Source organism: Massilia sp. Root418 (assembly GCF_001425265.1).
GTDB lineage: Bacteria > Pseudomonadota > Gammaproteobacteria > Burkholderiales > Burkholderiaceae_D > Rugamonas.
In genome coordinates this window covers 469,841-482,644 of sequence record NZ_LMEC01000026.1, presented here as the reverse complement: position 1 = coordinate 482,644, position 12,804 = coordinate 469,841, and the positions used below count along the sequence as shown (strand labels likewise).

Sequence of the window (12,804 nt, the reverse complement as noted above, 5' to 3'; positions counted from 1 at the left end):
CCTATATGATTCAGTCATCATCGCAGTAATTGCAACCAAAGCTCGCCTAAGCGGGCTTTTTTATTTCCCCGTCCGGTTTTGTCGCACGGGGTTTTTTTTCGCCTCAGGAGTGTGCGGCATGAGTGAACCATTACAAACCATAGAACAGCTGCACGAGGCGATCCGCGCCGGCCTCGCCGCCAAGCTGCACGACGTGCCCACCGTGGCGCATTATCCCGCCAGCGGCGCCGCACCGGCGCTGCCTGCAGTGCTGATCGAACTGGCGCAACTGGCTGCGGCGCGCGATCCGGGCAATGGCGAAATGGGCCTGCTGGCGCGCTTCCAGGCCCGCATCGTGTGCGACGCGGCGGCTGCCGGCGCGGCGCTGCAGGTGCGCGCCCTGGCGGCGCGGCTGGCGTTGGCCGTCCACCACGAAACCTGGAACCTGGCCATCGGCGCCGCGCAGTTCGTGCAGGCCTCGCCCGCGCTGGACGCGGAGCTCGCCGCGGCGGGCCAGCTGGCATGGCTGCTGGATTGGACCCACGAGATCGACCTGGGCCAGCCCGCGTGGCCGTATGAAGACAGCAGCGGCGCGGCCCTGATGCTGGGACTGGAGCCGGACACCGGCACGGGCCGCGAGGCGCAATACTGGCCAGCCGGCGCCGCGCCGGCGGTCTCGATCTGAGGGAGGCGGCATGGACTACGCAATAGCGGAACTGGACCGCCGCCTAGCCGCGCTGATACAGGCCGGCACGGTGGCCGAAGTGGACCACGCCAACGCGCGCTGCCGCGTGCAGGTGGGGCCGTGGATCTCGGCCATGCTGCCCTGGCTGAGCCTGGGCGCGGGCGAGGCGCGGCACTGGCGCGCGCCCTCGGTGGGCGAGCAGGCGCTGATCGTGGCGCCTTCCGGTGAGCCGGCGGGCGGCTTTGTGCTGCCCGGCTTCTACACCGAGCAGCATGCACAGGCCGGCGATGCGCGTCCCAAGGCAGTGGCCTGGCGCATGCCGGACGGCTGCCTGCTCGAATACGACTGGGAAGCCGGCGCGCTGAAGGCGAGCGGCAGCAAGAGCATCAGCGTGGAAAGCAGCGGCACGGTAACGCTCAAGTGCGCCGCACTGGTGGTGGACGCGCCCAGCGCCACATTCAAAGGCAACCTTAAGGTCGACGGCAACGTCGACGCCGCCGGCGCCGTCATGGACGGCGGCGGCAACAGCAACCACCACAAGCACTAGTTTTTCAGATTGACTCAATTGTTTCAAACCGACCCGCCGCGTGCGGGTTTTTTTTCGTCCTCAAGGAGCTATTCATGGCAAAAGCCGAACCTAAAACCCCGGTCGTCTTCCGCGACACCGCCTACAAGAGCCGCAGCATCGTGCTGGCCAACGGCACCACGCACCGCGTGCTGCACGGCCACATCACCGCCGCCAGTCCGGAACTGATTGCGCACCTCGACCAGCACGCCGAATTCCAGCGCGTGCCCGTGGTCCGCGCGGCGGCCTGACCATGGGCATCGTCGGCATGGACCGGCACACCGGCCGGCCGCTCACCGCCGTGGCCCACCTGCTGCAGAGCGTGCGCGACATCCTGACCACGCCGCAAGGCAGCCGCCGTGAACGGCCCGAGTACGGCTCGGAGCTGCCGCGCATGGTGGACCTGCCGCTGACGGCCGGCTGGAAATCGTCGGTGCAGGCCGAAGTGGCGCGCGCGCTGGGCCGCTGGGAACCGCGCCTGCAGCTGCAGGCGGTCTCGGTGGAGTCGGTCATCGATGGCAGCGTCACGCTCAAGCTGAGCGGCGTCTATCTGGGGACCAGCATGATTATGGAAGTGCAGACATGAGCATCATCGACCTCACACAATTGCCTCCGCCCGACGTGGTGGAGGCGCTCGACTTCGAGCAGATCTACCAGGACATGCTGGCCAGCTTCCGCGCCAACATGGGCCAGGACTGGAACGCGGCGCTGGAATCGGATCCGGTGGTCAAGCTGCTGCAACTGGCGGCTTACCGCGAGCTGCAGATCCGCGCCCGCATCAACGACGCGGCGCGTGCCAACCTGATCGCCTGCGCCGAAGGCGCGGACCTGGACCATGCGGCGGCGTTCTATAACGTGGCCCGCCTGCAGGCGCAGGGCGCGGCGGACAGCGAGGGCGAAAGCGACGAGCGCCTGCGGCTGCGTACGCAATTACGCATCGCCGCGCTGGCGGGCAACGGCACGCCCGAGCAGTACCGCTACGTGGCGCTGTCGGCCAGCCAGCAAGTGCACGACGCGGCCATCATGCCGGCCACGCCCGGCAGCGTGGCGCTGGCCGTGTGGCCGGAGGCGGGCGCGAATGGCGCCAGCGTGCTGGCCGACGTGCAGCAAGCCTTCGCAGCCGACGACGCCAAGCCGCTCGGCGTACCGCTGACGGTGGTGCTGGCGAAGGCGCGTCCGCTCGCGGTAAAGGCCACCATCTACCGCGAAAGCACGGCGCCCCTGGACCTGGCGGCGCAGCTGCAGGCAGCGTTGCCGCTGCAAATCGCCGAGCATGCGCGCCTGGGGCGCGACCTGTCCGCCTCCTGGCTGGCGGGGCGCCTGCACGTTGAAGGCGTCTCCCGCGTGCAGCTCGATACGGATGGCGTGAGCGTTGCGCCCAACGAGTATGTCGAAGCGGGCGGCGTAGAGATCCGCGATGGCGGTGTGGCATGGTAGCCGGCGACATCCGCGCCAGTGAGGCCGGCGCGTTCGCGGCGGCAGGCGCCCTGGCCGCCGCCGCGCTGGCCGGCGCCACGGCGCCGCTGCCCCTGCCTGTAGCCGATCCGGCTCGCCTGCTGCCGCCCAACAGCACCGCGCTGGAGCGCGCACTGGCACGCACCGCGCCGCGCGCTGAACTCGGCGCGCTGGCCGACGCGCCGGGCGGGCTGCGCACCCGCCGGCCAGCAGGCTTCGCGCAGTGGCAGGCCGCCGAATGGCAGCTGGCCGAATTCGCACCGTACTTCAGCAGCACCGGCGCGCTGATCGAGCAGGGCTTGCCCTGGCTGCGCCAGCGCGGCAGCGCCGCCTCCGTGAAGCGCGCGCTGTCGTGGATTGGCTACGACAGCACCCTGGAGCAGCAGGGACCGTGGCTGCAGATCGATCCCGGCACCGCCCAGGCGCAGCCGCAACTGGCGGCCATCCGCCACCTGGTGGGCCAGTCGCTGCCGGCGCATGCGCGCTTCTACCGCATGTACCACGGCTACGACCTGCGCCCGGTGGCGCTGGATTTTTCGCGCCTGGATGCCGCGCTGCTGGACGACGACTCCGGCGTCTACGTGGACGGCGTGAAGCTCAGCTTCGGCACCCGCGCCGCCGCCGCCATGGCGCCGGAAGACCCTCCCTTCAGCCACGGCTCGCTGAGCACCTATTCCACCCGCGTGTGGGACGACAACAGCTGGCGCCTCGATGCCTTCCAGCTCGATTCCGAAGTGCTGGTGGACGTGGTGGGCGGCATGGTGTCGCAGCAGGGCTATGCGCTGGCGCCCGAGGCCGAGGAAGCCGCCATCGTGTCCGGCTACGACGGCTATATCAACGTCATGCCGGTGCAGGACGAGACGGGCACCCAGTCCCGCAGCGACGGTGCCGCCACCGCCATGCCGATAGAAGCACGCACCTGGACCGGCCGCTGGGCCGGCGCCTGGCGCGAACCCATTCCAAACCGTACTACCTTTGAAGGAGTTTGATCCATGCCAGCAAAACAACTGGACGGCCGCGTGGCCGTTGCCGAACTGGTCGCCGCCCAGCCCGTCCACGTGGCCTGGGGCGGCGGCAATCCGGCCTGGGACACCCAGGCCGAACCCGAGCCGGTGAACGCCGCCGCGCTGGTCAGCGAAATCGGCCGCCGCGCCGCCACCCAAGTAGGCTTCGTGGAACCCGACCCGGCCGGCACCATCGAAACCCCGCAGGGCAATTTCCGCATGTCCGCCTCGCCCACGCGCTGGCTGTACGTGCGCGTGGTGTTCGCCTTCAACGAAGCGCCGTCGGCGCGCATCCGCGAGCTAGGCATCTTCCTCGGCACCCAGGTCAAGAGCGGCCTGCCGGCCGGCCAGCGCTACTTCGCGCCGGACGAGATCACCCACCCCGGCAAGCTGTACCTGCTGGACCGCAGCCAGATGTTCGACCGCAACGGCGCGGTGCGTCCGGCGTTCGAATACGTATTACCGTTCTAAGGGGAAGTGCATGACCTATTACGACCGTTTCAACCCCGCCAAGCGGCACGAGAAGCACTTGTTCAGTGCCGAGCGCGTGCTGCAGTCGGCGGAACTGAATGAAATGCAGACCGGCCTGATCGACCGCATCGCCAACATCGGCAATGTGCTGTTCAAGGACGGCGACCTGATACGCGATGCCGGCTGCGTGGTGGACGGCGTCACCGGCGATGTGCGCCTGGCCTCCGGCGCGCTGTGGCTGGCCGGCGCCGTGCGCGGCATCGGCCCGGCGGCGCTGAACGTGCCGGTGGAAGGCGAGATCGCCGTGGGCGTGTATCTGCAGGAAGCCACCGTCACGGAGCTGGACGATCCCGAGCTGCTCAACCCCGCGCAAGGCACGCGCGGCTACATGGAGCCGGGCGCCGCGCGGTTGCAGCTGAACCCCGTGTGGGGCGTGGCGGGCGACGGCAAGGCCGGCAAGTTCTATCCCGTGTACCAGGTGCTGAACGGCGTGCTGAAGGCCAAGGAACCGCCGCCGACCATCGACGCCGTGTCGGTGGCGCTGCAGCGCTATGACCGCGACAGCACCGGCGGCAACTACATTATCAGCGGCATGGACGTGCGCCGCGGCGCCGAGCTGGAAGGCGACAAGCAAAGCTACATCATCTCGGCCGGTGCCGCGCGCGCCAACGGCAAGCAGGTGGAGCTGCGCGCCGCGCTGCGCTACGTGTACTCCGCCGCGCCGGATCTGAAGGTTATCGCCGACGAACCGCACGTGTCGAGCGGCACGGCGGCGCAGCGCGTGAACGTGGATTTCGGCCCCATCGCCCAGCTGGATAGCGTGAGCATGACTGCAGAACGCAGCGTGACCTTGAGCCACGGCGTGATTGCCGGCGGCCTGGACCCGCTGCCGGATACCTCGGTGCTGCAGATCGTGGAAGTGCGCCAGGGCGCCACCGTCTACGTGAAAAACACCGACTACAAGCTCACCGGCGGCAAGGTGGACTGGAGCCCGGCCGGCGCTGAACCGGCAGCGGGCAGCACCTATACGGTGAAGTACCAGCACATCGTCGCCGTGACGCCGACGCTGGTGGACAACGCCGGCTTCACCGTCACCGGCGCCGTGGCCGGCACCCTGATCCTGGCCAGCTACCGCTACAAGATGCCGCGCGTGGACCGCCTGTGCCTGAACGAGGCCGGCGACGTGGTGCCGATCAAGGGCGTGGCCAGCGACTGGATGCCGCCGCCGCCCAGCGTGCCGGAAGGCCTGCTGCTGCTGGCGACCATCTACCAGCACTGGAACGCCGACACCAGCATCAGCCTGGATAGTCCGCGCATGGTGCCCATGTCCGACCTGGCGCACGTGCAGGACCAGCTGGACGGCCTGAAAATGCTGATCGCCCAGCAGCAGCTGCAATCGGACGCGATGAACCGCGAAGCGGTGCAGAAGAAGGGCGTGTTCGTTGATCCCTTCATGGACGACAGCATGCGCGACGCAGGCCAGGCCCAGTCGGGCGCCATCGTCGGCGGCACGCTGACCCTGCCGGTGTCGCTGTCCGCCTCGCGCTACGGCAAGGACGTGGCCGGGCCGACCACGCTGGCGTACACGGTCATCCCGCTGGTGGAGCAGAACCGCCGCACCGGCTCCATGGCGGTGAATCCCTACCAGGCGTTCGCCCCGCTGCCCGCCAGCGTGGTGCTGGACCCGGCCATCGACCAGATGACCTACACCACCGAAAGCTGGACCAGCAACCTGACCAAACGCGTGGTGCAGTACGTGGCGTGGGGCGACAGCGCCGGCCCTTCCTCCACCACGGCGGTGGAAACGCTGAGCAGCGCGCGCAAGCAGGACCAGGTGATCCGGCCGGTGACGGTGAAGTTCAGCATCACCGGATTCGGCCCGTACGAGACGGTTGTGGGCGCGAGCTTCGACAGCGTGGCCGTCACGCCAGGCTCGCAATCGAACCCGTCCGCGCTGCCGGTGGCGAACGCGAACGGCGTGGTCAGCGGCCAGTTCAACATTCCGCCGAATGTGCCGGTAGGGCGCAAACTGGTGCAGATCATCGGCAGCGGCGGCAGCCGTGGCAGTGCCTACTATACCGCCGCCAGCTGGAGCGAAGACCGCGTGCTGCGGCGCGTGGTGACCCAGTACGCGTATGAGTATGAACCTGAGCCGGTGCCGGCCGTCCCGGTGACCGTGCCGCAAACGGGCGTCGATACTCCCCCCGTCACCATCCCGCCACTGGTTCCGGGGCCGCGGCCAAGCGATCCGATTCGCGCCCAGGTGGAAGACATGTACACCACCTTCCTCGGCCGCAAGGGCGAGCCGGCCGGCGTGGAGTTCTGGATGGGCGCCATCAACCAGGGCGTGACCGGCGCTGCGCTGCTGAAGGAATTCCTGACCGGCGCGGTGGCGAACGCCGAGAAGAACATGCAGCAAAGCGCCAAGGACGCGTGGGAAGTGATCAAGAAAGGCGAGGCGCAGCACGCCAACGTCGGCGTCGACCCGCTGGCCCAGACCTTCCTGTCGCCCACGCCCGCGCACCTGGTGGGCGTGGACCTGTGGTTCGAAGCGGTGGGCAGCACAGACGTGATCGTGCAGCTGCGCGCCGTGCAGACCGGCCTGCCGTCCCTGCGCGTGCTGGCCGAAGCGCGCCTGTCTCCCGGCCAGATCCGCACCGACGGCACGGCCACCCGCGCCCAGTTCGCGCTGCCGTACTACACGGATGCGAACGAGGAACTGGCGTTCGTCGTCATGTGCAACGACGCGGAAACGTCGCTGTCGGTGGCGGAACTGGGCAAGTGGGACGGCGCCGCGTGGATTACCGCGCAGCCCTACACCATCGGCGTGCTGCTTTCGTCCAGCAACAACAGCACCTGGACCCCGCACCAGGACCGCGACCTCAAGTTCCGCGTGCTGGCTGCCAACTACACCGAGACCGTGCGCAATATCGACCTGGGGACGGTAGCGGTGAACGGCGCCACCGACCTGATGGTGATGGGGCTGGAGCAGAAGTCCAGCGCGCACGCCACCATCGGCTACACGGTGGTGCTCCCGGACGGCAGCGAGATCGCCGCGTCGAGCAACCAGCCGCTGGCGCTGTCGGCGCCGGTCACCGGCAACATCACGCTGCGCGCCCAGTTGCGCGGCGACAGTTCGGTGTCGCCGGTGCTGCACCGTGGCGGCCAGCTGATGGTGGGCTGGCTGGGCGACAACGGCGACTACGTCAGCCGCAGCATCAAGGCCGGCACCGGCTCGCGGGTACGCGTCGTGATCGACGCCAAGCTGCCGAGCGGCGCCGCCGCCACCGTGCAGTTGAAAGGCGGCGACATCGGCGACACCTGGTCCGCGCCGATTCCGCAGATCCGCACCACGGCGCTGGACAACGGCTGGCACGAGCTGGTGTACGAGCAGACCGGCGTGAACGAGAACGTGGTGCAGGCCCGCCTGGCCACAGCGGGTTCTGCCGCAGCCCGTCCCTTTGTCCGCAACCTTCGCATCATGGTGATGTAAATGACGATACAACAAACCACGCCCCACCTGGGGCTGCCGCTGCCGCATCCGGACAACAGCCTGGAAGATGACGTGCCGCGCATCCGTGCGGCGCTGGCGGCGCTCGACCGGAAGGTCGAAGCGCTGGACACGCTGCTGCACAGCGACGACCTGACCCTGGACACGGTCCAGGAACTGGTTGGCGCCGTCAAGGCCGCGCGCAGCGACATCGGCGCTTTGAACACGCTGGTGGCCGGCCAGCTGGCGGCCAACAGCGCCGCCATCAACACCCAGCTGTCCAGCCAGGACCAACGCGTCGCCGCGCAGCTCACGGCGATTTCGTCCCTGCTGTATGCAGGCTTATAAGGAGGACCCATGTCCAGTACCAATTTAACCGACTTCCGCAACCAGTACCTGGCGCGGGCCAAGGCGCGCCTGACCGCGGTCGACCTGGCCACGGCCGACGACAACACGCTGGTCCTGGCCGGCGCCATGCTGCGCAGCTATGACAGCGTGAACCGCTTCGACGCCATCCTGCCCGAAGCCATCGCCCCGATCGAAGGCATGACCAGCGCCGAACTCGATGCCTACCTGGAAGATGCCAGCAACCGGCAAAGTTTCGAGCTGGTGCTGTCATCGCAGGAAGCGATGAAAGCGATGGCGGCCAGCGCGCCGGCGATGGCGGCGGTGGCGGGCAGTGTCAAGGGAATGAACGGCGTCGGCGCATCGAGCGTGGCGCGCAACGCGCTGCTGGCTTCCAGTGTCGCGATGACCGCCATTAACGCGAGTCCGCTGGCGACAACCAAGCTGGCGATCGGCATCGTTGGGCTTGACCCCCTCGTCTACGCCAATGTGGAGGCGGTCGCCGCGTCCACCACCGCAGTGACTGCGCTGACGGCTTCGGCATCTGCCATGAACGTGCTGGGTGCATCGTCTGCGGCGCGGGCCGCTTTGCTGAACAGCGCACCGGCCATGAACATCCTGAAGGCCAGCTCCATGGCGATGGCCAAACTCGCGTCCGGCGCCGCTGGCCTTGATCCAGTGTTGTGGAGTGATATGACCGCCGTGGCGGCCGCGTCGTCCGCCGCCAGCGCAGTTGCCGCGTCCGTGCAGGCGATCAACTTCATTGTCCTCTCGACAGTGGCGATGAACGCTGTGGCAGCATCATCGATCGCAATGTCTTTGCTCATAGCCTTGCCAGCGTCGATGAGCCCGCTGTACGCATCGCCCCTGGCGATGGGCTCGATAGCAGCGACGAGCGTTGCGATGAATCTCATTTCTGCCTCGTCGTCGACGATCACGGCGCTGCTCGCATCAGCCAATGCTCTAAACATAGTCGTGTCAACGGCCAGCGCAATGGGGTCGCTTGTCGCATCCTCCGTGGCTATCACTGCGGTGCTCGCAAATGCCAACGCGTTAAATGCCGTCGTCGCATCGGGTACGGCGATGGCTGCGGTAGCGGGATCGAATCTGGCGATGACTGCGATGTTTGCGTCGCCTCCGGCAATGAATGCGATCGTAGCATCGAGCACAGCAGTCGCAGCTATGGCCGCGTCGGGCAATGCCATGGCTTTTCTAAACGCATCGAGTGCCGCGATGGACGCACTTTACACCTCCCCGCTGGTGGTGAAAATTAGCTACGGCTCAGCGGCGACGTGGGCTAACCAGACTACTTTGAGAAGCGGCATCGGGTTGTTCGTCCGTCTGACGACCAAAGCCGGAAACGCAGGGTGGGGCGAGGGAAACGTTACGAATGAATGGGTTACTTACGACGGTTCCAATGTCCAGTACTCCGAACGAAGCGCCAATCCGTATAACCACACGGCGCTGACCGCATCGCCACGCCTCCCGATGCGCCGCTTTGCCAGCTCGCTGTCCTATCGGGGCTACGCCGCCGTCGAATTCGCTTTTATCCCTCTAAACGCTTAGGACAACAATGAAGAAACTGATATTTGACGAAATCACTCGCCGCTGCATTGGCTCTGTCGAAGGTGCTGCGGAGTTTGAGGGGCGTGGCGTCTGCATCCCGCTAAGTCGCTTGCCGGCTGACCTGGACCTGTCCGAGCCGGCCTGCCTGTTCCTGGCGAGCGACGGTGCGACGGTATTCCGTGACACCACCGCGCTGCTGAGGCAATCGAAGGCGGCACGCCAAGCTCGCATCAAAGCTGAAGCCGCGCGCCTCATCGAAGCGTTGGACTGGAAGCTGGGCCGGGCCCGCGAACGTGAGGCAGCTGGCTGGGGCACGCTGGCGGAGGTTGACGCTGTGCTGGCCGAACGCGAAGCGATCCGCCGCTCCAGTGACGCCGCCGAGACTGCGCTGGAAGCCCTGACGGACGTCGCCAGCGTCCAGTCCTTCACGTGGGCGGTTGATGTACCGGTAGCCCCGCCGCGCCGTCTGACTCGCAAACAGTTCACCGAGCGTTTCAGCTCCGCCGAGCTGCAAGCCGTGCTGACAGCAATCGACGAGAACGGCGCCATGCGTGCCTGGTGGGAGAAATTCTGCCTGGCCGACGACATCAACCTGGACGACCCTGCCACGCTGGCTGGCGTGCAAGCCCTGGAGATCGCCGGCCTGATCGGAAACGGCCGCGCGGTGGAGGTGCTGGCATGACAGTGCTGCAAGCCACGCCCCACCTGGGGCTGCCGTTGCCGCACCCCGACAACGATCTGGAGACCGACGTCGCCCGCCTGCGCGAGGCGTTCACGCAAGTGGACGGCGCCTTGTTCTCGCTGCGCTCCCTGGTCGCCAGCGACGACGTCAACCTGGACACGGTGCAGGAAATCGTCACCGTTCTGAAGCAAGCGCAAGGCAACATCGGCGACATCACGTCGCTGCTGGCGCTCAAGGCCAACAAGGGCGATGTCGCTGCAGGCCTGGCGTTGAAGGCGGACGCGAGCTACGTCGACCAGCAACTGGCGTTCAAGGCCACACCCGCCTACGTCGAAAGCAGCATCGCCGGCAAGGCCGATCAATCCTACGTTGATGGCCAGCTGGCGGCCAAGGCTGACGCCGATGACATCGGCAAAGCGCTTTTCTATGCAAGTTTTTAAGGAGAAATGATGGCAAATAATTCTGGAAGGCTCGCGGCGGCAGTACCGCCTGGCGGGCAGGACGTGGAGCTTTTCGCCTGCGCGGCGGGACGCAAAGCGATCGGCACGCTGACTTTTAATAATCGGGCGCGCACCAACGCAACCATTTCCCTGGCTGTCACTGCCGGCGGTGCGCCAGTCGCCGCAGACTGGATGTTTGAAGAGATGCTGATGGACGCGATCCCTGCCACGGTTACCGGCTTGGTGGTGGGCGGTGGCCAGAAAATCTATGTGCGCACCAGCGGCTTCGTGGGCGTGACGTATAACGGCGCCGTCACTGCGGACACCTGATCATGACCATTTATCTCAATACCAGTGTACTGGGTACGCAGATTTCCGAAGTCGCGGTTGCAGGGGCTCCGTTCTCGGCTGGCGTGCCGGTTTTCCGCCGTCTGGACGGCAAAATCGTGCCGCTGAGTGGCACTCTGAATATTGCCCAGGCATCGCAACAGAATATTCTGGGCGGAACGGCGGCGCTGTCCAATGCTGTCTTGAAAACGACGCCAGTGCCGAATAGTAGTCTGGGCACGACGAGCAATGAATACGGCGACAAGATGGTCGAGGCGGGCGGCATGCTGTTCATGGTCTATAAGACGACCACTCCTGAACTGCGAACTTGTTGGGCATCCAAGGATGGCATCACGGAAGTGGACATGTCGCTCGCGACAGGGAACTGCGACGTTTCGGATATCGTTACCGATGGGACGAATATCGCGGTGATTGCCTCCGTGGCTTCGCAGATGAAGATCTTCTTTTTCAACGCGAACCTCAGGTCCAACGGGAGCAACGGGCAGGTATTGACGCCGGTTGTTGTCGCTGGCGCCACCGCTGGCCCCGGGAGCTGGAATCATGTGTTCGACGCCGTTGGCGGCAATCTCTACTACAGCTGGCTTACGGGCCTGACCTTGTATGCAGCCCGCATCAATCTCGTCACTGGCGCAAGCTTGTCAGCCGTGACGGTGTCGAGCGGCGTTGCAGCACTGTACGTTCACCCGGTTTCCCGTACCCGTGCATTCGATATGGAGAGATTTGGGACCGGGCAGATCGCATTCGTGTACAAGATGTCTGCCACGTCGGATATTAACTTTGCTGTCGTCGATGCGAATCTGGTCGCGGTAGGCGCGCCCAGGTCAGCAACGGCGGCAAGCATTGGTTCGCTCTCGAATTGTCCGACTCGGCGTATTAGCGTGCTCGGTGAAGACAAGATATGTTGGGGAGTGCAGAGCACTACAAAAGCGTCCCTGTTCGTTCTGACGAATGCCAGCGTGTTGACATCGATACTGAGTACAGCGACGACTTCCAACCGGTCCGCGGTTATGGGGCGGCTGTCAGATGGACGAGTAGCGTTTGCGTTTGCCAATGACGCTGCGGCTATGGATCTGACCATAGTGAGGACCGATGGCACCCTGATGAGGCGTGGCGTCACTGTCGTGACGGGAGTGGGGAACTATGGTTCGCACCTAATTGCGCCGCTTGGCGACCGTTTCTTGATGTTGGCGGCGGGTGACAGTATCGCGGGCTACGGCGGCATATTCCTCAACGATGGTACGCCTGCGAGTCTTACTCGCCTCACAATCGCGGGCAAGGCAAACGACGCACCCGGCCAGGGGTGGGCAGCGCAGAAAGCTAATGCTAGCGGAACCGCGACTGTTATTCATGGAGCGTTTCGGTGGCAAACAGAAGATGCCGAAGGCAGTATCTATAACTACTACAATTCGCTGTTAGTTTGCATCAACGCGACTGGAACTGAGAACTTTCGCCAATTTCTTAATGCTGACAGTCAGGCGATGAGGAATTGCCCTGTAAGCCTCGTCAGCGACGGTATGCAGCTACTGACGTTCGGACAGAACACCTCCGGCACGCGCAACCTGACGCGCTTTGTGTTTGAACAGTGCGTCTTTGCCGGCATCGCGGGATCGTACTGCCCGAATGAGGGGGATCTGTCCAACATATTCAGCAAAGGGACGTACCGCATCAATCATCCGAATGTTGTTTTCAACTACAACACCGCCACGCCCATCGCAGGCGCCAAAGGCAACGTCAGTTCCGGCGTGCTGACCCTGAACTAAGCACGCCCATCAGC

14 protein-coding genes are annotated in these 12,804 nt (G+C 65.6%); all 14 read left to right on the top strand.

The genetic code is table 11. The annotated features are described in order from the left end of the window. The first annotated feature begins 118 nt into the window (after positions 1-118). Complete coding sequence (locus ASC94_RS30705; protein WP_056405121.1) at positions 119-664, top strand: hypothetical protein; 546 nt, start codon at positions 119-121, stop codon at positions 662-664. Between the two features lie 10 nt (positions 665-674). After that, positions 675-1,211 (top strand): phage baseplate assembly protein V, encoded by a 537-nt coding sequence (locus ASC94_RS30700; protein WP_056405119.1) that lies wholly within the window; start codon positions 675-677, stop codon positions 1,209-1,211. A gap of 74 nt (positions 1,212-1,285) precedes the next feature. Beyond that, positions 1,286-1,480: a hypothetical protein gene (locus ASC94_RS30695; protein ID WP_056405117.1), complete on the top strand. Its 195-nt coding sequence runs from the start codon at positions 1,286-1,288 to the stop codon at positions 1,478-1,480. 2 nt (positions 1,481-1,482) lie between these two features. Beyond that, positions 1,483-1,815, top strand: a complete 333-nt coding sequence (locus ASC94_RS30690) for a GPW/gp25 family protein (RefSeq protein WP_200955858.1) — start codon at positions 1,483-1,485, stop codon at positions 1,813-1,815. After that, on the top strand, positions 1,812-2,666 hold the full coding sequence (locus ASC94_RS30685) for a baseplate J/gp47 family protein (protein ID WP_056405115.1): 855 nt from the start codon (positions 1,812-1,814) through the stop codon (positions 2,664-2,666). Before ASC94_RS30690 ends, ASC94_RS30685 begins: the two co-directional genes overlap by 4 nt. After that, the gene (locus ASC94_RS30680) at positions 2,660-3,673 is read left to right on the top strand and encodes a phage tail protein (RefSeq protein WP_056405113.1); all 1,014 of its coding nucleotides are present in this window, start codon (positions 2,660-2,662) and stop codon (positions 3,671-3,673) included. The genes ASC94_RS30685 and ASC94_RS30680 overlap by 7 nt, the downstream gene beginning before the upstream one ends. 3 nt (positions 3,674-3,676) lie before the next feature. Further along, the gene (locus ASC94_RS30675) at positions 3,677-4,159 is read left to right on the top strand and encodes a hypothetical protein (protein WP_056405111.1); all 483 of its coding nucleotides are present in this window, start codon (positions 3,677-3,679) and stop codon (positions 4,157-4,159) included. 10 nt (positions 4,160-4,169) lie between these two features. Continuing rightward, on the top strand, positions 4,170-7,652 hold the full coding sequence (locus ASC94_RS30670; RefSeq protein ID WP_056405109.1) for a DUF4815 domain-containing protein: 3,483 nt from the start codon (positions 4,170-4,172) through the stop codon (positions 7,650-7,652). Beyond that, positions 7,653-7,997, top strand: coding sequence for a hypothetical protein (locus ASC94_RS30665; protein ID WP_056405108.1), 345 nt, complete (start codon positions 7,653-7,655; stop codon positions 7,995-7,997). It begins immediately after the preceding gene. Positions 7,998-8,006: 9 nt separating this feature from the next. Continuing rightward, complete coding sequence (locus tag ASC94_RS30660; RefSeq protein WP_056405106.1) at positions 8,007-9,560, top strand: hypothetical protein; 1,554 nt, start codon at positions 8,007-8,009, stop codon at positions 9,558-9,560. Positions 9,561-9,567: 7 nt separating this feature from the next. Then, positions 9,568-10,242 (top strand): hypothetical protein, encoded by a 675-nt coding sequence (locus ASC94_RS30655; RefSeq protein ID WP_157201655.1) that lies wholly within the window; start codon positions 9,568-9,570, stop codon positions 10,240-10,242. After that, positions 10,239-10,682: a hypothetical protein gene (locus ASC94_RS30650; protein WP_056405103.1), complete on the top strand. Its 444-nt coding sequence runs from the start codon at positions 10,239-10,241 to the stop codon at positions 10,680-10,682. The genes ASC94_RS30655 and ASC94_RS30650 overlap by 4 nt, the downstream gene beginning before the upstream one ends. Positions 10,683-10,688: 6 nt before the next feature. Beyond that, a complete protein-coding gene (locus tag ASC94_RS30645) occupies positions 10,689-11,012 on the top strand; it encodes a hypothetical protein (protein ID WP_162251464.1) in 324 nt (107 codons plus the stop codon). A gap of 2 nt (positions 11,013-11,014) precedes the next feature. Further along, positions 11,015-12,790: a hypothetical protein gene (locus ASC94_RS30640; RefSeq protein WP_056405099.1), complete on the top strand. Its 1,776-nt coding sequence runs from the start codon at positions 11,015-11,017 to the stop codon at positions 12,788-12,790. Positions 12,791-12,804: the final 14 nt, after the last annotated feature.

What these genes read in the sequence shown, in the direction of transcription:
- ASC94_RS30680 (WP_056405113.1), top strand. Translation starts at nt 2,660, where the DNA reads ATGGTAGCCGGCGACATCCGCGCCAGTGAGGCCGGCGCGTTCGCGGCG.
- ASC94_RS30640 (WP_056405099.1), top strand. Translation starts at nt 11,015, where the DNA reads ATGACCATTTATCTCAATACCAGTGTACTGGGTACGCAGATTTCCGAA.
- ASC94_RS30665 (WP_056405108.1), top strand. Translation starts at nt 7,653, where the DNA reads ATGACGATACAACAAACCACGCCCCACCTGGGGCTGCCGCTGCCGCAT.
- ASC94_RS30685 (WP_056405115.1), top strand. Translation starts at nt 1,812, where the DNA reads ATGAGCATCATCGACCTCACACAATTGCCTCCGCCCGACGTGGTGGAG.
- ASC94_RS30660 (WP_056405106.1), top strand. Translation starts at nt 8,007, where the DNA reads ATGTCCAGTACCAATTTAACCGACTTCCGCAACCAGTACCTGGCGCGG.
- ASC94_RS30645 (WP_162251464.1), top strand. Translation starts at nt 10,689, where the DNA reads ATGATGGCAAATAATTCTGGAAGGCTCGCGGCGGCAGTACCGCCTGGC.
- ASC94_RS30650 (WP_056405103.1), top strand. Translation starts at nt 10,239, where the DNA reads ATGACAGTGCTGCAAGCCACGCCCCACCTGGGGCTGCCGTTGCCGCAC.
- ASC94_RS30705 (WP_056405121.1), top strand. Translation starts at nt 119, where the DNA reads ATGAGTGAACCATTACAAACCATAGAACAGCTGCACGAGGCGATCCGC.
- ASC94_RS30700 (WP_056405119.1), top strand. Translation starts at nt 675, where the DNA reads ATGGACTACGCAATAGCGGAACTGGACCGCCGCCTAGCCGCGCTGATA.
- ASC94_RS30695 (WP_056405117.1), top strand. Translation starts at nt 1,286, where the DNA reads ATGGCAAAAGCCGAACCTAAAACCCCGGTCGTCTTCCGCGACACCGCC.
- ASC94_RS30690 (WP_200955858.1), top strand. Translation starts at nt 1,483, where the DNA reads ATGGGCATCGTCGGCATGGACCGGCACACCGGCCGGCCGCTCACCGCC.
- ASC94_RS30675 (WP_056405111.1), top strand. Translation starts at nt 3,677, where the DNA reads ATGCCAGCAAAACAACTGGACGGCCGCGTGGCCGTTGCCGAACTGGTC.
- ASC94_RS30655 (WP_157201655.1), top strand. Translation starts at nt 9,568, where the DNA reads ATGAAGAAACTGATATTTGACGAAATCACTCGCCGCTGCATTGGCTCT.
- ASC94_RS30670 (WP_056405109.1), top strand. Translation starts at nt 4,170, where the DNA reads ATGACCTATTACGACCGTTTCAACCCCGCCAAGCGGCACGAGAAGCAC.